Below are 22,865 nucleotides of genomic sequence, written 5' to 3'. Positions count from 1 at the left end.
CCCGTCCCAGCCTCCCCCGCCAGGGGGGAGGGAGTATTCGCGCCCGCTCCGCCCCGGCAGGGGAGAGCGGCGCGTGGGTTGGAGTGCGGTTGGGTACGGCACGTTGGCGGGATCGGAGCCGCGTGCGCGTCGGCGCGCCGCCCGCCGGCAGGCGAGGCGAGCGGCGCCGCACGCGCACGCGGGAACTTGCGCGCGGCGCTGCCTACCGTCCACTCCCTCCCCCAACGTGGGGGACGAAGGCGGGGTTTCGCGGAGCACTGCTCCGCGCCGCCCCAGCGGGCCCGCGCTGCAGCGCCGGCACGGGACGGGCTGGGGTGTGGGGGCCGGGTCGAGCGCAGCGAGACCCGCCGCGTCGTTTTCCCTCCCCTGCTGAGGAATGAGCCATGCAGGTCCGCGTCCTGACCCTGCGCTACAGCGACGGCCTGCAGGGGTTCCCCGAGGAGGCACTGCGCGCGGCGATCGCCGGGCACGAAGTGCTGGAGGTGCGCGAGCACTTCTTCGTCCATGGCGCCGTACCGCACCTGGCGCTGGTGCTGCTGCTCGGCAACGGCGCCGGCGCGCCACGTGCCAGCCAGAACCGCTCCGAGGAGAACCCCGAACTGCAACTCGCCGAAGCGCTGCGCCCGCTCTACCGCAGCCTGCGCGAGTGGCGCAACGAGGAGGCCAAGAAGGTCGGCATCCCCTCCTACAGCATTCTGCGCAACGTCCAACTCGCCGAGATCTGCCGGCGCCTGCCGCGCTCGCTGGCAGCGCTGCGCGAGATCGAAGGCGTCGGCGAAGCCACCTGCACCCGGTACGGCGCGGCGATCCTGGCGCTGCTGCCCACTGAGGCGCCGGAGGCTCCTCCCACCCCCCCACCCCAGCCCTCCCCCACGTTCGGGGGAGGGAGTGTTGGCGCCCGCTCTGCCCTCAACGAGGGGGCAGGAGTTGCTGGTGAAGAGAGGAGTTCATGAAATCGTACTCGGGACTCTTCGGGCGCATCGCCGCCCCCGGGACGCTGGATGCGGCGGTGGATCGTGCGGCGCGCGGTAAGCATGAGCGCCTCCGGGTGCAGCGCTTCCTCGCCGATCGCGCGGCCAACGTCGAGCGACTGTCGAACGAGATTCGCTGCGGCGAGTACCGGCCGCGGCCCTACACGCAGTTCGGCGTTCTCGACCCGAAGCCGCGGCTGATCAGCTGCGCCGATTTCCGCGACCGGGTCGTGCACCATGCGGTCTGCGCGGTGCTGGCGCCGCTGATCGACCGGCGGCTGATCGACGACAACTACGCCTGCCGGATCGGCAAGGGCAGCCACCGCGCGCTGCTCCGTGCGCAACTGCTGGCGCGCCGTCACGGCTGGTTCCTGAAGACCGACATTCGCCGCTACTACGACTCGGTCGATCACGCCATCCTGCTCGGCAAGCTCGGGCGCCTGTGCCGGGAGCCGGCCTTGCAGTCGCTGCTGGCAACGCTGATCGAGCATCCGATTCCCGGCCAGGCGGCCGGCAAGGGTCTGCCGATCGGCAACCTCACCAGCCAGTGGTTCGCCAACTTCTATCTCGACGAAATGGACCACTGGCTGAAGGAAGCCCGGCGCATCCCCGGTTACCTGCGCTACATGGACGACATCGCCTGCTGGGCGGACGACAAGGATCAACTCTTTGCGCTCGCCGCCGACCTGCGCGTCTTTCTCGCCGAGCGGCTCGGCCTGCAACTGAAGGAAGAACGCACGCAGGTGGCGCCGGTGAGCGAAGGCATGCCCTTCCTCGGCTGGCGCGTCCATCCTGGCGTGCTGCGCCAGCAGGGCCAGCGCCTGCGCCGGCAGCGCCGCCTGCTGGCCCGGCGCGAAGCCGCCTACCTGCGCGGTGAACTCGGCGCCCGGCAGTTGCAGGATTGCGTGCGGGCAATCAGCGGACCCAGACGCTTCCTGGGGTATGGCGCAGCGATCAGGAGCGTGATCGATGTCTGAGACTGCGGTGAAGTTCTGGCGCGAGTTCGAGCGCGGCCGTTTCCGGGTCGAACACCCGCTGGTGGTAAACGCGCGGGACGGCAGTGTGCTGGTTTACGTTCCGGCGGGGGAATTCGAGATGGGCGATGGGCAGGAGAACTACTGCCCGAAGCACCGAGTCGAGCTGTCGGGGTACTGGATCGGGGTGTATGCGGTGACGAACGCGCAGTATCTGAAGTTCGTGCAGGCGACGGGGCATCGGGCGCCGGACAACACGCGCCACCGCGAGAGCGGTCTGGCCGAGCATCCGGTGACGGATGTCAACTGGGACGACTCGGTCGCCTACGCGAATTGGGCGGGGTGTGGTCTGGCGAGCGAGGCGCAATGGGAGAAGGCGTGCCGGGGCCCGCTGGGCCTGGCGTATCCGTGGGGGAACGAGTGGGACTCGAGCCGATGCCGGCACGACAGGAACAGACGCAACGAGACGACGAGTGCGGTGCAGGGTTACCCGCGAGGGGTGTCGGGCTACGGGACGTACAACCAGACCGGGAACGTGTGGGAATGGTGTGCGGACTGGTACGACGCGAAGTACTACGGCGAGTCGCCGCGGAAGGACCCGGGTGGGCCGGCGGGAGGCTCGAACCGGGTGGGCCGCGGCGGCGGCTGGGGGCTCGACGACCCGGGCTTCTTCCGGGCGGCGCGCCGCTACTGGAACGTCCCCGGCGTCCGCTACGGCTTCCTGGGTTTGCGTCTCGTGAGGAGCGCTTCATGCCCCTTGCCTTGAAGCCGCTCCGCCACCTCCCCCCAACCCCGCTACAACCAACAGCCTGAAACGGAGGACTAGGCAATGACCTCACAATACAACGACCTCTCGTCGCGGGTTGGTGCGGCGTGGCGCGTACTGGTGGGAAGCGACGGCGGGCGGACGGCACCGCCTGCTCCCTTGCCCGCCGGGCCCGCTGCGGACCCGCGCAACCGCGCCGCCGGTCTCGAACTGGATCTGCGCGAGCGCGACGCCGAACTCGCGCGCGTGCGCGGTGAGTACGAGCGCCTGCGCACGCAGGCCGAGACGGATCGCGCTGCCGCCGCGGGCGCCGGTCTGGACGCGCTGGCGCGACGGCTTGCCCCGCTCCTTTCGCAACTGGCCACGATGCAGGCGCTCGCCGAAGGGGGACGCGCGCTGCGCATCGACGACGTGCTGAAACTCTTCGCCAAGGTCGAGCGCGTGCTCGGCGAGGCGGGCCTGACGCGGATCGGCGCAGTCGGCGAGCAGACGCGATTCGACACCCGCGTCCACCAGCGGATGAGCGGTGCCGACGTCGATGACGGCGACCCGGTCAGCGTGCGCTTCGTCGGCTACCGCCTCGGCGAGAGGATCCTCCTCAAGGCGATGGTCAGCCGCGCCGGCGCCGCATCCGAAAGCAGTCTCGACGAACAGGCAGGAAGGGAAAGCTGATGACGCTGGCCATCGACTTCGGCACCTGCAACACCGTGCTCGCGCGCTGGAACTCCGCCACCCGGAGCGTCGAGACGCTGCGCCCGCAGGGAATGAGCAGGATTTATCGCTATCGTCTGCCGGGGGCGGCGAGCGAGCGCGAATCGGCGGTCATCCCCTCGCTGGTCCATTACGGCGAAGGCAACACGCTGCGTACCGGCGCGCAGGTCGAGAACGCCGGGCTGGCCAGCCACCGCGGCACTTTCCGCTGGGTCAAGCTCGACCTGCTGCGCGACAACAACCGCGCGCGGCGGATCAACGGCGACCTGATCACCCCGCGCCAGGCGGCCGAGGATCTGATCGGCGAGGTGCTGCTCGCGGCCGGCGCGCAGGCCGGCGAGGATCTGGTGGTGACGCTGCCGGTCGAGTCCTTCGACAAATATACCGACTGGCTGCAGGGCGCCGTGCTGCAGAGCTTCCGCGGCACGCTGCGGATGCTCGACGAGGCCACCGCGTGCATCCTCGGCTACGACACGCACGTGCGCGAGGGGCAGGTCTATGTCGTCTTCGACTTCGGCGGCGGCACGCTCGACGTCTCGGTAGTCAGGACGCGCGATCTCTCCGCCGGCGACACTCGTCCCTGCGACGTGCTCGGCCGTGCCGGCGAGGAGATCGGCGGCTCGCTGGTCGACCAGTGGCTGCTGCGCGAGCTGCAGCAGGCGCAGCAGCTCTCCGACCAGGACGTCGCCGACGTCGGCACGGCGTTGCTGCGCGCCGTCGAAGACGCCAAGGTGGATCTGTCGGGCGGCAGCGAGCGCTGCGAGGTCGAGCAGTTCAACGACCTGAGCGGGCGCCTGATCAGCCACAGCTACACTGCCGGAGGGCTGCGCCGCACGCTCGAGGCCGCCCGGCCCGAGTTCGGCGGCCTGAGTCTCTACCGGCTGGTGGCGAGCACCGTCGAGCGCGCGCTCGAACAGGCGCAGGGCCGGTACGGCACGCGCAAGTCGGAGGTCCGCGCGGTGTTCATGGCCGGCGGTTCGAGCCTGCTGCTCGGCGTCGCGGCGCGCGTCGGCGACATCTTTCCCAATTGCCCGGTGCATTGCGAAGATCCCTTCGAGGCGATCGCCCGCGGCGCCTGCCGCTACGCCGGCGAAGACATCAACCTGGCGCTGGTGCACGACTACTGCCTGCGCGCCTGGGATCGCGACAGCAAGGATTACGTGCTGGTGCCGGTGGTGCCCAGGGGCACCCGCTACCCGACCGAAAAACCGGTCTCGGTGAAGTACGTCAATGCCGCCTGCGAAGGCGCCACCCGCCTCGGCCTGGTGGTCGTCGAACGCTCGGCGATGCTGCGGCCGGAGACGATCTACGTGATGGAAGGCGGCAGCCTCAAGGCGGTGAACGTGCAGCGGCGCGAGGACACCTCGCTGCGCGAACTCAACCCTGGCGACACCGAGTTCATCCACGCCGAGCCGGCATGCACCATCGGCGAGAGGCGTTTCGTCGCCGGCTTCGGGGTCGACGCCAACAAGCGGCTGACGCTGTCGCTGAAGGACCTGCACGCCGGCAACCGCTCTTTCGTGCAACTGGGCAACGGCGAGCGGCTCGATCTGCCGGTGCGCGATCTGCCGTTCGTCAAGCTGTGAGCGAGCAAGGGGAGGGAATGTGAGATGGCCGGGGACGCTGCAGGCAAGGTCGTGTACGGGACGCAGGCGGGGCTCGATGCAGGCTGCCCGTCGCCGCTGGTGGTGAATGTTCGGGACGGCTCGGTCCTGGAGAGCCGCCTCGACGCCCAGGGTTTTCATCTCATGAGGATGGCTTCGTGAACCTTGCCCCCACCCCAACCCTCCCCCACGGAGGGGGGAGGGGGCGGCCGCCAGTCACGTGCCCAGCAAACTCTCCACCTCGATGTCTTCGTCAAGCTCCGGCCAATGGATGCCGATGCCATCACCGATCAGTTCCCAGTGCGCCCGTTGCTCGGCAGTCGCCTGCAGCAGCCGCGGAAACCACTGCAGCGGAGCGGAAACCTCGCGGCCGTCGGCCAGAACGACATGCAGGCCGGCTGCGGTGAAAGTCACATCTACCGCCAGCGGTTCAATCATCGCGGCCAAAGTGTTCATGCCATTTCCTCTCGATCTGATCGCGCTGCGTTTCAACGAGCCTGGCGATCTCGTTGAGTTCATGACCACGGAAGTTGCGCGAACGCGCCAGCGTCAACGGTTGCAGCCAATACTTGGCGTAGCCGCGCCCCTTCGCAACGTGAATGTGCATCGGTTCGCCGCGATCGATGCTGAAGAAGAACAGGCGATATCCGCGCAGGTCGTCGACAACGGTGGGCATGCAGTGATCTTGGAACCTGCCGGCCGGCGCGTCAACTTCGGCGATTCGCCGAACGGGTCATGAAGCGCTCGCTTTGCATCGCTGCCTTCCTGCCGCGCTCGCGCGCCAACGGGCCCGGGCTGCGCTCGGTGCTCTGGGTGCAGGGTTGCCCACTGCGTTGCGCCGGCTGTTTCAATCCCGATTTCGTGCCCTTTGTCGGCGGACGCGAGGCAGCGCCTTCGGCGATCGCCGGCTGGATGCTCGCGGAGCCGCAAACAGAAGGCGTCAGTTTCTCGGGCGGCGAGCCTTTCGCGCAGGCGGAGGCGCTGGCCGAGGTGGCGGAAGCCGTTCGGGCTGCGGGCAAGGGCGTGCTGGTCTTCACCGGTTTCGCGGCCGCAATGCTGCGCCGCCGCCGCGATCGCGGCGTCCGGCGGCTGCTCGCCGCCAGCGACCTGCTGGTCGCCGGCCCGTACCAGCGCGAGCGTGCGCAGAGCCATGCACTGCTGGCGAGCAGCAACCAGGAACTGGTGTTCCTGAGTGAGCGCTATCGCGGTGTGGATCCGGGGGTGCGCCGCGTGGAGTTCCGCGTCGGCAGCGACGGTGTGGTGGCGGTGACCGGGTTTCCGGCGGGCCGGGAGATTGGCGCAGGACAGACTGCCCCTTCCCCACTTGTCGGGGAACGACGGGATGGGGGGTGACTCAGGAACGGGGGAAGGCTGGAGGTGGGTAGCGTGATTTTCAGGAGAAGAGCATGTCGCTGCAACAGGAACTGAAGCTGCATTTCGACGCCCGCATCGCGGTGGTCAACGTGGTCAGCAGCGAGGAGGCGCGGGTGCTGCAGGAATTGAGCGAACTGGCGCGCGGGCCTGGCTGGCCGGCCGACGAAGGGCTGTATGCCTGGGATATCGCCGACCAGTTCACCTGTCTGAAACCGGCGCGGGTGAATTTCGACGACAAGCGCGAGGCGACACCCGATACCATCCTGCGCATGATCCGCGACTATCCCGGCAGCGCAACCTTTGTCCTCAAGGACTTTCACCAGGTCTGGGAGGCCAAGCGCGGGGCGCTGCGCGGTCTGCGCAATCTGGTGGCGCGGCTGCCGGAAGCCAGCCCGCGCAAGAATATCGTGATCACCACGCCGGAACACTGCCTGCCGGTGGAGCTGAAGCACGACGTGCCGGTGCTCGAACTGGCCAAGCCCGACGCGCGCGAGATCGACGCGTTGCTCGAGCGCTGCGTCGGCAGTACGGGCGCGCTGCGGCTGGTGAAACCCGAGCTGCGCGCCAAGCTCGTCGAGGCGGCGCTCGGGCTGACCAGCATCCAGGCGCGCCGCGCCTTCCAGAAAGCAGTGGTGACCAGCCGCGGCGGCCAGATCGACGTCGGGGCGATCGACCTGGTGAGCGCCGAGAAGCGCGCGATCATCCGCGAGAGCGGAGCCCTCGAATTCCATCCGCTGGTCGAGAGCGCCGACCGTGTCGGCGGGCTGGAAGTGCTGAAGGGGTGGCTGGGGCAGCGCCAGCTGGCGTTTTCCGAGGCGGCACGCGACTACGGGCTGCAGGCGCCGCGCGGCGTCGCGCTGATCGGCATACCAGGAACCGGCAAGAGTCTCTGCGCCAAGGTCGCCGCCGGCATGTGGAAGCTGCCGCTGCTGCGGCTGGACATGGGCGCCGTCTTCGGTGGCCTCCTCGGCGCGTCGGAAAGGAACATCCGCGAGGCGATGCAGATCGCCGAGGTGATCGCTCCCTGTGTGCTCTGGGTCGACGAGATCGAGAAGGCCTTCGCCGGATCGGCGGGGGACTCGGGGACTTCGAGCCGCGTCCTCGGCACCTTCCTCACCTGGATGCAGGAGAAGCGCGCGCCGGTGTTCGTCTTCGCCACCGCCAACAACACCGAGCATCTGCCGCCGGAGTTCCTGCGCAAGGGCCGCTTCGACGAAGTGTTCTTCCTCGACCTGCCGACGGCCAGCGAGCGCGAGCAGATTCTCGAGGTGCATCTTGGCCGCAAGGGCCTGACGATGATCCGTCACCGCTTCGTCCTGTCGGAAGTGGCGCGGGCGACGGAGGGCTTCGTCGGCGCCGAACTGGAGGCGGTGGTGAACGACGCGATGTTTCCCGCCTTCATGGACGGTCGGCGCGAAATAGAGACCGACGATCTGGTCGGCGCCGCCGGCGCGATGGTCCCGCTGGCCCGATCGCACCGCGAGCGGATCGAGAAGCTGCGCCAGCTGGTGGTCAATGGCGAGGCGCGCAACGCCTCGAAGCGCACCGCGGCGGATGAGGTGCGGGTCGACCAGGTGCGTGGCGAGCGCCTCCTCGACCTCGCGTAGATCGCCCCGGGCAAGTCAAACGATGATCAGCGAAGAAGACATTCTCACCTTGCAGGAACTGTCCGCCTGGCTCAAGATCAGCGAGCGGACGCTCTACGGCTACGCCCAGAAGGGGATCATTCCGGGGATCAAGATCGGTTCGGCATGGCGCTTCCGCCGGGTCGACATCGACGCCTGGCTCGATGAGCAGCGCAAGCTGACCGAATCCTCGCGGGACCGCGACAAGCTCAAGAAGCTGCAGGAGGTACGGTGATGCGCGACAGCAGTCGGAGGAGCAGCGACCGCGCAGGCGCGATCTGCCGTCCGCGCCGATGGGCAGGCCTGGCGCCGCGCAGCACTGCGGCCACGCTGCCGGTGGCCGGGCGATGAGAGCGGACGGGACCCTGCGCCCGGGCGAGCGGCTGGGCGACTTCCTGATCGAGCGGGCGCTCGGCCGCGGCGGATTCAAGACCGTCTATGCGGCGCGCAATCTGGCCACGGCGACGAACGGCTGGCCGGAAGCGGTGGCCGTCTGCGTGCCGCACGCGCAGGACGAAGAGGCGCGTGGGCTGCTGGCCAACGAACTGCGCGTCGTGCGCACGCTCAGCCACCCCGGGATCGTCCAGGAATACGGTCTGGGCGAGGCCGAGGGGGTGGTCTTCGCGGTCATCGAGCGTGTTGACGGGCAGCCGCTCAACGCCCTGCTCGCCGAGCGCGGGCCGCTGCCTCTGGAGGAGGCCCTGGACATCGTCCGCCAGGTCGGCGAAGCGCTCGACTACGCGCATCAGGGGCTGGCGATCCACCGCGACATCAAGCCGGCGAACCTGATCCGGCGGCCGGACGGGTCGGTGAAGATCCTCGACTTCGGCATCGCCCGGCTGATGGCGCATTCGCAGTATCGGGCGGCGACGCGCGTCGGCTCGGTGGCCTACATGGCGCCCGAACAGTTCGAGGGGGTGACCGGCTTCAACGCCGACCTCTGGGGTCTCGGCGTCACCCTCTACCAGCTGCTGACCAACGCGCTGCCGTTCCCGGCGCGCGACGAGGGCAGCCTGCTGCGCCAGATCCTCTACGACCCGCCGGACCTGTCGCCACTCGACACCGAGCCCTTCGACCCAAGACTGGCACGGGTGATGGCCAAAGTGCTCGAGAAGGACCCCGACAAGCGCTACCAGAGCGCCGCCGAATTCGTCGTCGACCTGCAGGCCGTGCAGCACCACGCAGCGACGGTGAATCACGTCGAGGGGTTGATCGAGGTGCATCTGCGCGCGCATTTTCCGCTGATCTGGCTGCAGACCTTCGAGGAGGATCGGGTGCTCGCTTCGCTGCGGCGGGTGCGCGAGGCGATGGCGGTGAAGAAGGACATCGGCCTCTTCGTCTGGAGCGCGACGAAGGGGCTGCGCGACCGCGAGGGTCACGTCGTCGCCACGCAGACGGTCGGCGACCCGCTGCTCGCGCTCGAGCACGTCTTCCGCGGTCCGGCCGAGGCGATCTACGTCTTTCTCGACATCCACCGGCACTTCACGCCGGTGTCGGTGCGCCTGATCCGCGACGCGGTGTGGACGGTCAAGCGCTCGCGCAAGAGCCTGATCTTCGTCGGCTCGTCGGCGAGCGTTCCCGAGGAGCTGATCGCCGACACGACGATGCTCTTCTACCCGCCGCCGGCAGCGGCGGAGCTGGAGTGCATCGTCGACGAGGTCGCGCTCGAGGCCGGTGCGGCGCTGGCTGCCCCGCCGCTCAAGGAGACGCTGGCGCGCTCGCTGCTCGGCCTGAGCGAGCGCGAGGCCGAACGCGTCCTGCGCCGCGGCCTGTTGCGCCGCGGGGTCTTCGACGGCGAATGCGCGCGCGACGTACTCGCCGAGAAGGAGCAGACGGTGCGCAAGGAAGGGGTGCTCGAATTCTGCCGCCCGGGCGTGAGCCTGACCGATGTCGGCGGCCTCGTGGTCCTCAAGCGCTGGTTCGTCCGCCGCCGTCAGGCCTTCGAAATGGGCGCCCGGCGCTTCGGCTTGCGTCCGCCGCGCGGTGTCGTCCTCGTCGGCGTGCCGGGTTGCGGCAAGAGCCTGTCCGCCAAGGCCCTCGCCGCCGACTGGGAAGTGCCGCTGCTGCGCCTCGACCTGGGCAAGGTCTATGGCTCGCTGGTCGGCGAATCCGAAGGCCGGCTGCGCCGCGCGCTGCATACCGCCGAGGCGGTGAGCCCCTGCGTGCTGTGGATCGACGAACTCGAGAAGGCGTTCGGCGGTCTCGGCCAGGCGCGCGACAGTGGCGTCGCACGGCGGCTGTTCGGCACCTTCCTGACCTGGCTCGAGGACCGCCAGGCGCCGGTCTTCGTCACCGCGACGGCCAACGACATCCAGCGGCTGCCGCCCGAGTTTACGCGCAAGGGCCGCTTCGACGAGGTGTTCTTCGTCGGCCTGCCGGGCGAGCGCGAGCGCGCCGGCATCTTCGGCCTGCACCTGAAGAAGCGTGGCCGCGACCCGGCGCGCTTCGACCTCGCCGCGCTGGCAGGAGCGAGCGCCGGTTACTCCGGCGCCGAGATCGAGGCGGCGGTCGTCGCCGGCCTCTATCGCGCCTTTTCCGAAGACTGCCGCGAGCTGACCGACGCCGACCTGAAGGCCGCGCTCGGCGAGAGCCCGCCCTTGTCGCAGTCGCGCAAGGCCGACATCGCCTATCTGAACGAATGGGCGAGGGACAACGCGCGCGCGGCACAGGCGGAATAGGATGCGGCAGGCGAGCAGTCGCTTGCCGAATGCCATGCCGAACAACCGACAACCAGGGAGAACCAGACCATGTCGCACTTCACCCGTGTCCAGACCGTGATCCGCGACCGCGTGCTGCTCGAAGACACGCTGCGGCAGTTGCATCACCGCTTCCAGTCCGGCGAGCGCGTGCCGATTCGTGGCTTCGCCGGCAACACCGAATACGGCCAGGTGGTGGTCGACACCGGCAGCCGCTACGACATCGGCTTCCAGCGCCAGGCCGACGAGAGCTACGCGGTCTGCGCTGACTGGTGGGGCGTGCAGGGCAACACGCCGCTCCGCGAGCAGAGTTTCACCCAGCAGCTCAACCAGACCTACGCCCACCTCGCGGTGAAGCGCAAGGTGTTGCAGGAGGGGCTGATCATCGAGGAGGAGCGGGTCCTCGACAATGGCGAGATCGAGCTGGTGGTCTGCGAGCGGTTCTGACGAGCGAGGAGGGCGATATGGGCCGAATGCCGGAGCGTTGGGAAAGGCTGCTGCTCGAGCCGGTGCGCAACCGGATCGTCGTGAACGCCCGGGACGGCAGTGTGCTGGTGTATGTCCCGGGCGGCGAATTCGAGATGGGCTCGGCGGCAGGCGAGGGATTCGATAACGAACGTCCGCGGCACTGGGTCGAGCTGTCGGGTTACTGGATCGGGGTGTATGCGGTGACGAACGCGCAGTATCTGAAGTTCGTGCAGGCGACGGGGCACCGGCCGCCGGAGCACGCTGACTACGGAGAACCGGAGTGGAAAGCCGGGCGTTTCCCGGCGGAGAGGGCGGATCACCCGGTGGTCTGCGTCAGTTGGGACGACGCGGTCGCCTACGCGAATTGGGCGGGGTGTGGTCTGGCGAGCGAGGCGCAATGGGAGAAGGCGTGCCGGGGCCCGCTGGGCCTGGCGTATCCGTGGGGGAACGAATGGGACGAGAGCCGATGCCGGAACGACAAGAACAGGGGCAGCGAGACGACGAGCGCCGTGCAGGGTTACCCGCGCGGGGTGTCGGGCTACGGTACGTACAACCAGAGCGGGAACGTGTCGGAATGGTGTGCGGACTGGTACGACGAGAAATACTACGGCGGGTCACCGCGGAAGGACCCGGGTGGGCCGGCGGGGGGCTCGGTCCGGGTGCTCCGCGGCGGCGGCTGGGGGGGCGGCGGCCCGGGCGGCTTCCGGGCGGCGAACCGCAGGCTCGACCCCGGCGACCGCAACGACAACCAGGGTTTGCGTCTCGTGAGGATGGCTTCGTGACCCTTGCCTTCCGCCCCCTCTCCCCCTTCCCCTCTCCCGCAAGGGGAGAGGGGAGCATTCGCGTCCGCTCCGCCCCGGCAGGGGAGAGCGGCGCGTGGGTTGGAGTGCGGTTGGGTGGGGCCAGCGAGCGGGATGGGAGCCGCGTGCGCGTCGGCGCGCCGCCCGCCGGCAGGCGAGGCGAGCGAGGCCGTACGCGCACGCGGGAACTTGCGCATGGCGCCGCTCCCCCTCATCCATTCGACTGATCCAGGAGATTCCGATGACCATCAAGAAAATGAAGATCCGTATCGGCCGCGACGGCCAGACGCGCATCAGCGTCGAGGGCGGCGAGGGCGATAACTGCCTGGCCTTCACGCGCGCGGTCGAGAACGCGCTCGGGACGGTCGCCGAGCGCCAACTGACCGCCGATTACCACAGCGTCGACACGCTCGCGGTCGAGACCCGCGAGCAGCTGGAAGAACGCGGCCTGTAGACTGTCGAGCGGCGCGTGCCGCGCCGGGGAGTAGCCGATGAGCAAGTCTTTCGTCAGGGATCTCGGCACCTATGTTCGTGCCGGTTACCCGATCGTGACGATCATTTCCAGCGAGGAGGACCGCGCGCTCGAACTGATCGACGAACTGCTCCGCGGGAAGGAGATGTCGAAGCGCCCGCGGAAGCTGTTCGTCTGGTCGGTGTCGCGCGGCTTCGTCGACCTCGGCGGTCGTCCGGCGGGCAAGGACGATACGCGCCGGCCGGAACAGGCGCTGGCTTTCGTCGCCGCGTACCCGGAGGGGGCGCTGTTCCTGTTCAAGGATTTCCACCCCTACCTGCGCGACAGCGCGCCGAACGCGGCGCTGCTGATCCGCCAGTTGCGCGACCTGGTTCCCGAACTGAAGGGGTCGCCGCGGACGCTGCTCTGGCTGTCGCCGGTGCTGCAGATCCCGCCCGAACTGCAGAAGGACGTCACGGTCGTCGATCTGCCCCTGCCCGCCGAGAACGAATACCGGCAGGTGCTCGATCGGCTCGTCGAGCAGGTGAAGAGCAATCCGACGGTGACCGTCGACCTCGACGAGGACGCGATCGACGCGATCGTCAAGGCCTGCCAGGGCCTGACGCGTTCGGAGGCGGAGAACGCGCTGGCCAAGGCGATCGTCAGCAGGCAGGGACTGTCCGGGCGCGATGTCCGCTCGATCCTCGACGAGAAGGAGCAGATCATCCGCAAGTCCGGGATCCTCGAATACACGGCGGCGGTGGACAACTTCAGCGGCATCGGCGGTCTGGGACAGCTGAAGACCTGGCTGCGCCAGCGCAACGAGGGTTTTTCGCAGAGGGCGCGCGATTTCGGGCTGCCCAATCCGCGCGGCGTGATGCTCGTCGGAGTTCCCGGCTGCGGCAAGAGCCTGTGCGCGAAGGCGGTGGCCGCCGAGTGGCAGAAACCCTTGCTCAAGTTCGACCTCGGACGCGTGTTTGCCGGGCTGGTCGGCGAATCCGAGGAGCGCATGCGCAAGGCGTTGTCGGTCGCCGAGGGAGTCGCGCCCTGCGTCCTGTGGATCGACGAACTCGAGAAGGGGCTGGCAGGAATCGGCGGCAGCGGCGACAGCGGCGTCGCGACGCGCGTCTTCGGGACGCTGCTGACCTGGATGGAGGAGAAGACACAGCCGGTGTTCGTCGTGGCGACGGCGAACGACATTTCGCAGTTGCCGCCGGAGCTGCTGCGCAAGGGTCGGCTCGACGAGATCTTCTTCGTCGACCTGCCGACGACCCGCAATCGCGCCGAGATCCTGATGATCCACCTGGCCCGCCGGCAGCGGTCGCCGACCGACTACGACATCGCCGCGGTGGCGCGCGCAACCGAGGGCTTCAGCGGCGCCGAACTCGAAGAGGTGGTGATCAATGCGCTTTTCGAGGCGTACGACGAGAAGGACAGGACGCTGAAGACCGAGCATCTGCTGAACGCGGCGCGGGAAATCATCCCGCTGTCGCGTTCGCGGGCGCGCCAGATGGAGACGCTGCGCCAGTGGGCGGCGACCAACTGCCGGATGGCTGCGGCCACCGAGAGCGACGAGGCGGCTGGCGAGCAGGACGGCCTCTCGAGCCGGCGCGCGCGGCTGGTCGATCTCTGATCGCTGGGCGCGACGCCGGGCTGGCGAGCGACCGGCGGGGGTGCGGAGGATCGACCTGACGGCCTGGCAGCGTCTGCGGCGCATCGAAGCCACTCGCCGCGGGCGAACCGCGCAGCATGCGTCGGGACCAGCGGACGTCCACATTCGGGCAGGCTCTGGCGGTCTGCGGAGCCTCGCAGGCGACCACGACCCTCGGTACATCGAGGCGCAGCACGGGGCGCCGGCGCCGTTGCCGCGCGAAGACGCCTGCCATCCGTCGCCGCCGGGGATCCCGTCCGACCGCCGGCGTATAATCACCGCCTGGGATTTTCCGGCAGTGTAGACGTTCTCATGGGAGCAGGCGAGATGGCCTTGTACGAATCCGAGCACACCAAGTTCATGCGCGAGATGCTCGCGCAGCACCCCGAGTGGGTCGAGGACCAGCGCCGGGGGCGGGCGATCTGGTGGGACAGGAAGCTCGATCCGGGCGAACTGAAGGCCCGTCGGGAAGCCGGCGAAGCGCAGCTCCCGTACCCGTACGACGTCAATTTCGAGCAGCGCTAGCCGCCGGCCGGCTGGCCGGCGGCGCAGCGTCGATCCGCGCGCGGGCTAGGCGTTCAGCGGCTTGATCACCCGCTTGACCGCCGGATCGTCGGGGTGCGGGTGGATCGTGAAGCCGAGCTTGGTCATCAGGTTGAACATCTTGGTGTTCATCGACAGGACGTCGCCGACGATCGCCCGGTAGCCCTTGGTGCGCGCGCAGTCGATCAGCGCGCTCATCAGCTTGCGGCCGACACCGTGCCTCTGCCACTCGTCGGCGACGGCCAGCGCGAACTCGACCGATTCGCCGTCGGGGTTGGTGACGTAGCGTGAGACGCCGATCTGCACGTCCTTGCCGTCGGGGTCGAGGATCGTCGCGACCAGCGCCATCTCCCGGTCGTAGTCGATCTGGGTGAAGCGGACGAGCATCGTCTGGGTCAGCTCGCGGATCGTGTCCATGAAGCGGTAGTACTTGCTCTCGTCGGACAGGCCGACGACGAACTGCTGCTCGCGTTCCGCGTCTTCGGGGCGGATCGGGCGGATCGTCACCGTCCGGCCATCCGGAAGTTCCCAGTCCTGGATCAGGTGCACCGGGTACGGGTGGATGGCCATGTGCGAGTAACGATCGCCCGACGACGCGGCGTAGTCGATGACGATCCGCGCATCGGCGGCAATCGCCCCGGTCTCGTCGACGATCAGCGGGTTGAGGTCGAGTTCCTGCAGCGAGGGCAGTTCGCAGATCATCTGCGAGACGTGCAGCAGCACGTCCTCGAGCGCCTCCATATTCACCGGCGGCATGTTGCGGAACTCGCCGAGCAGCTTGAACGCGCGTGTCGAGCGGATCAGGTCACGCGCCAGGAAGCGGTTCAGCGGTGGCAGCGCCACGGCCCGGTCACTGAACACCTCGACCTCGGTTCCACCGGCACCGAAAGTGATGATCGGGCCGAAGATCGGATCGCGCGAGACGCCGAGCATCAGCTCGCGGCCGTTCGGCCGGGCGAGATAGGGCTCGATCGACAGGCCGTTGATGCGCACCGCCGGATGGCGCTTCTTCACCGTCTCGATGATGTCGTGGTAGGCGTTGCGCGCTGCCGGGGCGTTGCTGATGTTCAGCCGGACGCCGCCGACCTCGCTCTTGTGGACGATGTCCGGCGAGTCGATCTTCATGGCGATCGGAAAGCCGATCTGCTCGGCGAGCAGCAGCGCCTCGGTCGGCGTGTGCGCGACCATCGTCTGGGCGACGGGGATCCGGAAGGCGCGCAGGATCGCCTTCGACTCCATCTCCGAGAGCAGCTTGCGGCGCTCGTGGAGCACTGCGTCGATCAGCATCCGGGCGCCTTCGGTTTCCGGTCGCGAGTGTTTCGACGACGGCGCAGGGGTCTGCAGCAGCAGCTTCTGGTTCCAGTAGTAGGTCGAGATGTGGTAGTAGAGCTCGACCGCCGTTTCAGGCATGCGGAACGACGGGATGCCGGCCTCCTCGAGCATGCCCCGCGCGTCATGGACCTGTTCTTCGCCCATCCAGCAGGTGAGGATCGGCTTGTCGGTCAGCAGGTCGACCTCGATCACCGCCTTGGCCACCTCGATCGGCTGGGTCATCGCCTGCGGCGAGAGCATCACCAGAATGCCGTCGACCGTGTCGTCCTGGGCGACCGCCAGGATCGCGTCGTGGTAGCGCTTCGGCGTCGCGTCGCCTTCGATGTCCACCGGGTTGCGCTGCGACCAGGTTGGCGGCAAGGCGGCGTTGAGTGCCTGGATCGTGGCCATCGACAGATCGGCCAGCGGGATTTCGAGGTCGCCGGCACGGTCCGCGGCCATCGCCCCGGGTCCGCCGCCGTTGGTGATGATCGCCAGGCGCTTGCCCTGCGGCCGGAACTTCGAGGCGAGGGCCTTGGCCGCGTAGAACAGCTGCCCGATGTTCTTGACCCGGACCACGCCGGCGCGGCGGATCGCTGCTTCGAAAACGACGTCCGACCCGGCGGCCATCCCCGAATGCGTTTCCACGGCGGCGAGCCCGCCGGCGTGACGGCCGGCCTTGAGCAGGACGATCGGCTTGATCCGCGCCGCCGAACGCAGCGCGCTCATGAAGCGCCGTGAGTCCCGGATGCCTTCGACGTAGAGCAGGATGTAGTGGGTGAGGTTGTCGTAGATCAGGTAGTCGAGGATCTCGCCGAAATCGACGTCGGCCGTCCCGCCGAGCGAGATCACGCTCGAAAAGCCGATCCGGTTGCTCGTCGCCCAGTCGAGGACTGCCGAACAGATCGCTCCCGACTGCGAGACCAGCGCGAGGTGCCCGACGTTGGCGCGAACCCGCGCAAAGGTCGCGTTGAGGCCGAGGTTCGAACGGATGATGCCGAGGCAGTTCGGCCCGAGCACGCGAACGCCGTAACTGCGCGCGATCTCCATCATCTTGCGCTCGAGAGCGGCCCCCGAGTGGCCGGCCTCGGCGAAGCCCGAGGTGATCACGATCACGTTCCTGACCCCGCTGCGGCCGCACTGCTCGATGATCTTGGGCACCGTTTGCGGGCGCGTGACGATCACCGCCATCTCGACGCGGGCGCTGATCTCTTCGATCGACTTGTAAGCCTGCACGCCCTGGATCGTCTCGTGCGCGGAGTTGATCGGGTAGAGGCGCCCCTTGTATCCCGACTCGAGAAGGTTCCGGAAGAGAACGTTGCCGACCGAATTCTCGCGGTCGGAGGCTCCGATGACGGCGACCGACTTCGGTTCGAAGAGCGTGGTCAGGTAGTGATGTTCGAGCATGATGAGGTTCACCGGGGGGTTCGGAGGCGCTGCGCGGGCTCCATGTTGCAGTGCATCAATCTATCACAGACGGGCGGCAAAGTCTCTAGTCGCCGGCACCCAAATGTCCGGAGTCGCGACTTTTCGCACGGCTTGCCGCGCCAGCCTGCCGAGGTCGCGCCGGCCCTGGGGCAGGAAGCCTCGGCGCGGTCGAGGGCCGTCGCCGCGAGGCTAGTTCGCGAGCTGGCTGTCGATCCGGATCTCGGATTGCAGCGTGCGGTACATCGGACACTTGTTGGCGATCGCCAGCAGGCTGCCGCGCTGTTCGGCGCTCAGTTCGCCCTCGAGCCAGATGCGGCGCGAGATGTGCTCGGTCCTCGCGCCGCCCTCGACGACGGTCCGCTGGTGGCTCAGCTCGACGCGGATTCCGGTCAGCGACAGTTTCTTGCGCTGCGCGTACATGCGCAGGGTGATCGAAGTGCAGGCGCCGAGGCTGGCGAGGAGCAGATCGAATGGGGCCGGCCCGGCGTCGCCGCCGCCCATGCTCGGCGGCTCGTCGGCGATCAGGCTGTGCCTGCCGATGCGCACGCTCTGCTGGTAAGGTTGCCCGGTCTCGCTGACCACGACCGGAGCGTGCTGCCCGTCTTCTGCCATCTCTGCTGCCATTTTTCGACTCCCTGGTGAACCACGCTGCGCCATGATAAGCCAGCGTCGCCGTCCGATGATCGATTGCTTCGCCGCTTCTGCGCCGTCGCCGTGGGTCGAGCGCCTCGCGCCGCGCCCGGCGATGGTCCAGCGGCTGGGTGCCGTGCGCGGCGCGATCGGCGCGCGGCTCTGACTATCGGCCGCAGATCCGCCGGGCGAGCCGATCGATTCCGGCGGGTGTCAGGTCGTCGGTCGCGAAGCGCACCGGGTCTTCGAAGCCGGCGTAGTTGTGGCTCTGCGAGCGGCTGTACAGCGGGTCGTAGTGGCGTTCGAGGAGTTCGCCGACCAGTTCGCGCCACCTTCCGTCGCGCACCTGCTCGCGCCAGCGGGCGATCGTCTCGCTGCTCTGCAGCCTGCGCAGCGTCTGCAGGCGCTGGTCGAGCCACTCGGGGGAGGCGGTGAAGTAGTCGTAATCGCGGAGCAGGAAGTCGACTCGCGCGGCGAAGCTCGCCTCGATGTGCACGCACTCGCCGGCGCGCATCCGCTCGATCAGCGACCCGGGCAGGTGCAGGATGCCGACCTTGCGGCTTTCGGCTTCGACGTAGACCGGTCGTGCCGGATCGAGAGCGCCGAGCTGCACGAGCAGGCGCGACTCGAACATCTTCTGCGAGGGTTGCGGGCAGTCGGGCAGGACGCCGAGCACCGATCCCTTGTGGCAGGCAAGCTCCTCGAGGTCGAGGATCTGCTCGCCGAGGCCGCCGATCGCCTGCAGCGTGCGGCTCTTGCCGCTGCCCGTCGCGCCGCAGACGACCCTGAAGCGAAGCGCCCGCGGCAGACGGTCGAGTTCCTCGACGACCAGCCTCCGATACGTCCGATAGCCGCCGTCGAGTTGCTGCGCTTCCCAGCCGATGCGCCGCAGGACGTAGGTCAGCGCAGCGCTGCGCTGGCCGCCGCGCCAGCAGACGACCAGCGGCTGCCAGTCCTTCGGCCGGCTCTGGAAGCGCTCGAGCAGATGGCCGGCGATGTTCGCCGAGACGTAGGCGGCGCCGAGCTTGCGCGCCGCGAACGGCGAGACCTGCTTGTACAGCGTGCCGACCTCGGCGCGCTGCCGATCGTCGAGCACCGGGCAGTTGGTCGACCCGGGAATGTGGTCCTCGGCGAACTCGGCCGGCGAGCGCACGTCGATGATCTCGTCGAAGCCCGATAAGTCGCCGAGTTGCCCGACGCTGACGACCTCGGGCTTCATTGCCGGCCACCCGCGCGACCGTACGCGCCGAACCGCCCGCCCGCCTGACCCGCTGCCTCGCTCACTCGCCTACTCCTCGACCGTCTGCCTGAAGGTGCCGGAAAACTCTCGCCGCCGGGTGCGGCGCGCAGCGAACAGCCGCGTCTTCGCTGCTATTTTAGCAACGGCGCCAGACCACGCCAGACGTTGTCGAGAAGCATCGGCTGCGCGGCGGCGGTCGGGTGCAGGTTGTCCGCCTGGAACAGGGCGGACTCGCTGGCCACCCCGTCGAGCAGGAAATCGACCAGCGCCGTCCTGCGCGCGCGGGCGACCTCGCCATAGACCCGGTGGAAGTCGGCCGCGTAGGGGCCGTAATTCGGCGGTATGCGCTGCCCGACGAGGAGCACGCGCGCCTGGTGCCGCTGGGCGCTGGCGACGATGGCCGAGAGGTTGTCGCGGAGTTGCCCGAGCGGCAGGCCGCGCAGCCCGTCGTTGGCGCCGAGGGCGACGACCACCACCTTCGGCGAGTGCCGGGCGAGCAGTGCGTCGATCCGCGTTCGTCCGCCGCTGGTGGTCTCTCCCGAGATGCTCGCATTGACGACGCTATAATCCAGCTTCTTTTCCGTCAGCCGACCGGCGAGCAGGGCGGGCCAGGCGGCGTCCTGGCGGATGCCGTAGCCGGCCGACAGGGAGTCGCCGAGCACGAGGATGGTCTGCGCCGCGTGGGCGGCAGCCGGGCACAGCAGCACGGCGGCGAGGAGAAGGCTGCGGAGAAGCGGAAAGCGGAGCATGGAGCGACAGACATCGATGGTCGTTGAGGTGAACGGCCTCGCCAAACGGGTCGACAACGGCGGCGAACCGTTGACCATTGTGCACGACATTTCGTTCGCCGTCGCGGCCGGCGAGACGGTGGCGATCGTCGGTGCGTCGGGATCGGGGAAGTCGACGCTGCTCGGTCTGCTCGCCGGCCTCGACCTGCCGACGAGCGGCTCGGTGCGCCTCGCCGGCGAGGACATCGGCCGCCTCGACGAGGACGCGCGCGCGGTGCTCCGCGGCCGGTTGCTCGGCTTCGTCTTCCAGACCTTCCAGCTGCTCCCGTCGCTGAATGCGCTCGAGAACGTGATGCTGCCGCTCGAGCTGGCCGGCACCGCCAATGCACGCCGCGAGGCCGAGTACTGGCTCGAACGCGTCGGCCTCGCTCATCGCCTGCGCAATTACCCGAGGCACCTGTCGGGCGGCGAGCAGCAGCGCGTCGCGCTGGCCCGTGCCTTCGCCCCGGGACCGCGGCTGATCCTCGCCGACGAACCGACCGGCAACCTCGACGCTGTCACCGGACACCAGGTGATCGAACTGATGTTCGCGATCAACGCCGAGCGCGGGACGACGCTGATCCTCGTCACCCACGACGAGGAGATCGCCGCACGCTGCGCCAGGCGGTTGCGGATGCACGCCGGCGAACTCGAGGAGATCCGCTGAGCTCCGGTCGGGATCGGCCGCGGTCGGGTGACGACGACCCTCCGGCAGTCGGTCAGCGCGCCGGCCGATCGGCCAGGACCGCTCGCGCCGCGGCGACGCCACTGCGCACGGCCGCTTCGAGCGTCGCCGGGTACTCGGCGCAGACGTAGTCGCCGGCCAGCCAGACGCCCGGCAGGCCGGTGTCCGGCGATGGGCGGGGCAGGCCGGGCCGGCAGGCGAACGTCGCCCGCTGCTCGCGGATCACCCGCTGCCAGAGCGGCGCGGGCAGCGGCGCGCCGAGCGCGTCGGCGAGTTCGCGGTGCAGCGTCCTCGCCAGGCGGTCGTTGTCGAGTTCTTCCCAGGCACCGTGCGCGCTGAGCACGAAGGCGATCACCCCAGGCGTGCCGCAGAGCGCGCCGCGGTCGAAAGCCCACTGACCGATCCGCCCGGGTGTTCGCGGATCGAGGCCGAGCATCGGCAGCGGCAGGCGCAACCCCGGCGGGTAGCCGCAGTAGACGGTGGCGATCGGCTCGAAGCGATAGCCGGCGAGCAGCGATGCGAGACGCTGCGTCGCGGCGTGCCGGGCGAGCAGCGCCGGCGCGTGCTGCGCGCCGACGGCGATGACGACGCCGCTGAAACGCTCGCCGTGCACCGAAGGTCCGGGATCGATCGCCTCGACGCGGTGGCCGAGGCGGATCTCGCCGCGATGCGCGCCGATGAATCGGCCGGCGGCTTCCGGAAAGAGCCGGTCGAGGTCGGCCGCCGGCAGCAGCAGGTCGGTCGCCCCGGCGCCACCGCCGAGCGTGTCGGCGACGACGCGCGCGAAAACCTGCGCCGACGCCTGACCGGGCGCCGTGTTCAGCGCCGCCAGGCAGAGCGGTTCCCAGAGGCAGTCGCGGAGCGCGCCGTGCTGGCCGAGCCGATCGAGCAGTTCGCCGAGCGGCAGGTCTTCGTCGAGGCGGTAGTCACGGCCTGCGAGGAAGCGCATCAGGCGGATCGCCGCGAACTTCCCGGAGAGTGTTGCGCCGCGCGCCAGGCACAGGCCGGCGGCGAGATCGAGCGGTGGGCGAAGGCGTGGCAGGCGGAGCTGGAACGAAGTCCGCCCGCCGCTGGCGAAGCGCAGTTCGAGCGGCAGCCGCCTGACGACGCGCTCGACCTCGACCCCGACCACGGCGATCAGGCGCAGCGTCTCGCGGTACGCGCCGCTCAGGATGTGCTGGCCATTGTCGAGAATCTCCCCGCCGACGCGCACGCTGCGCGCGCGCCCGCCGATCTGTCTGGCGCTCTCGAAGACGGTGACACCGACCCCGGCTGCGGCGAGTTCGACGGCGGCGGCGAGACCTGCCCAGCCGCCGCCGACGATCGCCACGTTCATCCGCGAACCCAGGTTCGCCAGGCGATCCACAGCTTGCGCAATGGTGGCAGCGAGGTGCGCTGGGTCAGCACCTGGCAGCCGTCGCGCCGGATTTCGTCGAGCAGCGTCCGGTAGATCGCCGCCATCACCAGCCCTGGGCGCTGTGCCTTGCGGTCGGCGGCCGGCAGCGTGGCCAGCGCCTGCGCGTAGTACGACTCGGCGCGGTCGATCTGGAACTCGATCAGCCGGCGGAAAGCGTCCGAATGACGCGCTTCGAGGATATCGGAAGCGGGAACACCGAAACGCTGCAGCTCGTCGATCGGCAGATAGATCCGCCCGCGGCGCGCGTCCTCGCCGACGTCGCGGATGATGTTCGTCAGCTGGCAGGCGATTCCCAGGTCGTGCGCGTACTTCTGCGTCCGGCGGTCCTGGTAGCCGAAAATCTCCGCGGCGAGCAAGCCGACGACGCTGGCCACCCGGTAGCAGTACAGCGACAGCGCCCGGAAATCGAGATAGCGCGTCTGCTGCAGGTCCATCTCCATGCCGTCGATGATCTCGCGCAGCTGTTCCTCGGGCAGGTTGAAGCTGGCGCTCGCCTGGTGCAGCGCCTGGGTCACCGGATGCTGCGCCTGGCCGGCACTCATCGCCGCGAGTTCGTGCCGCCACCAGGCGAGCCTGGTGGCCGCCACACCCGGATCCTGCCATTCGTCGACGGTGTCGTCGACCTCGCGGCAGAACGCGTAAAGCGCGGTGATCGCCCGACGCCGCTCGGGTGGCAGGAACAGAAAGCTGTAATAGAAGCTCGAGCCACTGCGCGCGGCTTTCTGCTGGCAATACTCGTCGGGGCTCATCGGC

General features: G+C 69.0%; 24 protein-coding genes. 16 read left to right on the top strand and 8 right to left on the bottom strand.

What is annotated here, in order from left to right; all coding sequences use genetic code 11:
- Window positions 1–383 precede the first annotated feature (383 nt).
- The 6 genes from NFW05_RS10050 (at window position 384) to NFW05_RS10025 (ending at window position 5,188) form a co-directional block, all read left to right on the top strand.
- Window positions 384–953 (top strand): HRDC domain-containing protein, encoded by a 570-nt coding sequence (locus tag NFW05_RS10050; RefSeq protein WP_295305853.1) that lies wholly within the window; start codon window positions 384–386, stop codon window positions 951–953.
- Entirely contained in the window at window positions 950–1,948 is a 999-nt protein-coding gene (locus tag NFW05_RS10045) for an RNA-directed DNA polymerase (RefSeq protein ID WP_295305850.1), read from the top strand. Before NFW05_RS10050 ends, NFW05_RS10045 begins: the two co-directional genes overlap by 4 nt.
- On the top strand, window positions 1,941–2,711 hold the full coding sequence (locus NFW05_RS10040) for an SUMF1/EgtB/PvdO family nonheme iron enzyme (RefSeq protein WP_295305847.1): 771 nt from the start codon (window positions 1,941–1,943) through the stop codon (window positions 2,709–2,711). Before NFW05_RS10045 ends, NFW05_RS10040 begins: the two co-directional genes overlap by 8 nt.
- 63 nt (window positions 2,712–2,774) lie before the next feature.
- Window positions 2,775–3,383 carry a nucleotide exchange factor GrpE gene (grpE, locus tag NFW05_RS10035; RefSeq protein ID WP_295305844.1) on the top strand — a complete coding sequence of 203 codons (609 nt, stop codon included), beginning with the start codon at window positions 2,775–2,777 and terminating at the stop codon, window positions 3,381–3,383.
- Window positions 3,383–5,008 (top strand): Hsp70 family protein, encoded by a 1,626-nt coding sequence (locus tag NFW05_RS10030; RefSeq protein ID WP_295305841.1) that lies wholly within the window; start codon window positions 3,383–3,385, stop codon window positions 5,006–5,008. The genes grpE and NFW05_RS10030 overlap by 1 nt, the downstream gene beginning before the upstream one ends.
- A 24-nt stretch (window positions 5,009–5,032) precedes the next feature.
- Window positions 5,033–5,188, top strand: a complete 156-nt coding sequence (locus tag NFW05_RS10025; RefSeq protein ID WP_295305838.1) for a hypothetical protein — start codon at window positions 5,033–5,035, stop codon at window positions 5,186–5,188.
- Window positions 5,189–5,242: 54 nt separating this feature from the next.
- Here the strand turns inward: NFW05_RS10025 and NFW05_RS10020 are convergent, their stop codons facing one another.
- Window positions 5,243–5,464 carry a DUF2442 domain-containing protein gene (locus tag NFW05_RS10020; RefSeq protein WP_311104691.1) on the bottom strand — a complete coding sequence of 74 codons (222 nt, stop codon included), beginning with the start codon at window positions 5,462–5,464 and terminating at the stop codon, window positions 5,243–5,245.
- Window positions 5,457–5,702: a DUF4160 domain-containing protein gene (locus NFW05_RS10015; protein ID WP_295305832.1), complete on the bottom strand. Its 246-nt coding sequence runs from the start codon at window positions 5,700–5,702 to the stop codon at window positions 5,457–5,459. Before NFW05_RS10015 ends, NFW05_RS10020 begins: the two co-directional genes overlap by 8 nt.
- Before the next feature lie 59 nt (window positions 5,703–5,761).
- Here NFW05_RS10015 and NFW05_RS10010 point away from each other — a divergent pair, with 59 nt between their 5' ends.
- The 9 genes from NFW05_RS10010 to NFW05_RS09970 all read left to right on the top strand — a co-directional run bounded on the left by NFW05_RS10010 (window position 5,762) and on the right by NFW05_RS09970 (window position 14,616).
- A complete protein-coding gene (locus tag NFW05_RS10010; protein ID WP_295305829.1) occupies window positions 5,762–6,379 on the top strand; it encodes a 4Fe-4S cluster-binding domain-containing protein in 618 nt (205 codons plus the stop codon).
- Window positions 6,380–6,432: 53 nt separating this feature from the next.
- Window positions 6,433–8,007, top strand: coding sequence for an AAA family ATPase (locus NFW05_RS10005; protein WP_295305825.1), 1,575 nt, complete (start codon window positions 6,433–6,435; stop codon window positions 8,005–8,007).
- A 22-nt stretch (window positions 8,008–8,029) separates the two neighbouring features.
- On the top strand, window positions 8,030–8,260 hold the full coding sequence (locus NFW05_RS10000; RefSeq protein WP_295305822.1) for a helix-turn-helix domain-containing protein: 231 nt from the start codon (window positions 8,030–8,032) through the stop codon (window positions 8,258–8,260).
- A 112-nt stretch (window positions 8,261–8,372) separates the two neighbouring features.
- On the top strand, window positions 8,373–10,703 hold the full coding sequence (locus NFW05_RS09995) for an AAA family ATPase (protein ID WP_295305819.1): 2,331 nt from the start codon (window positions 8,373–8,375) through the stop codon (window positions 10,701–10,703).
- Window positions 10,704–10,772: 69 nt separating this feature from the next.
- Complete coding sequence (locus tag NFW05_RS09990; RefSeq protein WP_295305816.1) at window positions 10,773–11,168, top strand: DUF1257 domain-containing protein; 396 nt, start codon at window positions 10,773–10,775, stop codon at window positions 11,166–11,168.
- A 17-nt stretch (window positions 11,169–11,185) separates the two neighbouring features.
- Window positions 11,186–11,971 (top strand): SUMF1/EgtB/PvdO family nonheme iron enzyme, encoded by a 786-nt coding sequence (locus NFW05_RS09985; protein ID WP_295305813.1) that lies wholly within the window; start codon window positions 11,186–11,188, stop codon window positions 11,969–11,971.
- 259 nt (window positions 11,972–12,230) lie between these two features.
- On the top strand, window positions 12,231–12,443 hold the full coding sequence (locus tag NFW05_RS09980) for a DUF2997 domain-containing protein (protein WP_295305810.1): 213 nt from the start codon (window positions 12,231–12,233) through the stop codon (window positions 12,441–12,443).
- Window positions 12,444–12,480: 37 nt separating this feature from the next.
- Window positions 12,481–14,073 (top strand): AAA family ATPase, encoded by a 1,593-nt coding sequence (locus tag NFW05_RS09975; protein WP_295305807.1) that lies wholly within the window; start codon window positions 12,481–12,483, stop codon window positions 14,071–14,073.
- A gap of 345 nt (window positions 14,074–14,418) precedes the next feature.
- Complete coding sequence (locus tag NFW05_RS09970) at window positions 14,419–14,616, top strand: DUF3460 family protein (RefSeq protein WP_295305804.1); 198 nt, start codon at window positions 14,419–14,421, stop codon at window positions 14,614–14,616.
- Window positions 14,617–14,661: 45 nt separating this feature from the next.
- On the opposite strand, the gene NFW05_RS09965 is transcribed toward NFW05_RS09970, so the two are convergent.
- The 4 genes from NFW05_RS09965 to NFW05_RS09950 form a co-directional block, all read right to left on the bottom strand.
- Window positions 14,662–17,352, bottom strand: coding sequence for a bifunctional acetate--CoA ligase family protein/GNAT family N-acetyltransferase (locus tag NFW05_RS09965; protein ID WP_295306000.1), 2,691 nt, complete (start codon window positions 17,350–17,352; stop codon window positions 14,662–14,664).
- A 210-nt stretch (window positions 17,353–17,562) separates the two neighbouring features.
- Window positions 17,563–17,997, bottom strand: coding sequence for an OsmC family protein (locus NFW05_RS09960; protein ID WP_295305800.1), 435 nt, complete (start codon window positions 17,995–17,997; stop codon window positions 17,563–17,565).
- Between the two features lie 172 nt (window positions 17,998–18,169).
- Complete coding sequence (mnmH, locus tag NFW05_RS09955; RefSeq protein ID WP_295305797.1) at window positions 18,170–19,222, bottom strand: tRNA 2-selenouridine(34) synthase MnmH; 1,053 nt, start codon at window positions 19,220–19,222, stop codon at window positions 18,170–18,172.
- Window positions 19,223–19,374: 152 nt separating this feature from the next.
- Entirely contained in the window at window positions 19,375–19,992 is a 618-nt protein-coding gene (locus NFW05_RS09950; RefSeq protein WP_295305794.1) for an arylesterase, read from the bottom strand.
- Here NFW05_RS09950 and NFW05_RS09945 point away from each other — a divergent pair.
- Window positions 19,991–20,677 (top strand): ATP-binding cassette domain-containing protein, encoded by a 687-nt coding sequence (locus NFW05_RS09945; RefSeq protein WP_295305791.1) that lies wholly within the window; start codon window positions 19,991–19,993, stop codon window positions 20,675–20,677. The two genes, NFW05_RS09950 and NFW05_RS09945, sit on opposite strands and share 2 nt — an antisense overlap.
- Before the next feature lie 52 nt (window positions 20,678–20,729).
- On the opposite strand, the gene hpnE is transcribed toward NFW05_RS09945, so the two are convergent.
- Both hpnE and hpnD read right to left on the bottom strand, forming a co-directional pair.
- The gene (hpnE, locus tag NFW05_RS09940; protein WP_295305789.1) at window positions 20,730–22,031 is read right to left on the bottom strand and encodes a hydroxysqualene dehydroxylase HpnE; all 1,302 of its coding nucleotides are present in this window, start codon (window positions 22,029–22,031) and stop codon (window positions 20,730–20,732) included.
- On the bottom strand, window positions 22,028–22,861 hold the full coding sequence (gene hpnD / locus NFW05_RS09935) for a presqualene diphosphate synthase HpnD (protein ID WP_295305786.1): 834 nt from the start codon (window positions 22,859–22,861) through the stop codon (window positions 22,028–22,030). Before hpnD ends, hpnE begins: the two co-directional genes overlap by 4 nt.
- Window positions 22,862–22,865: the final 4 nt, after the last annotated feature.

The sequence above is a fragment of the Accumulibacter sp. genome, assembly GCF_023806625.1.
Classification (GTDB): Bacteria; Pseudomonadota; Gammaproteobacteria; order Burkholderiales; family Rhodocyclaceae; genus Accumulibacter.
The sequence above is the reverse complement of the archived record's forward strand: the minus strand, read 5'-3'. Positions and strand labels throughout refer to the sequence as shown.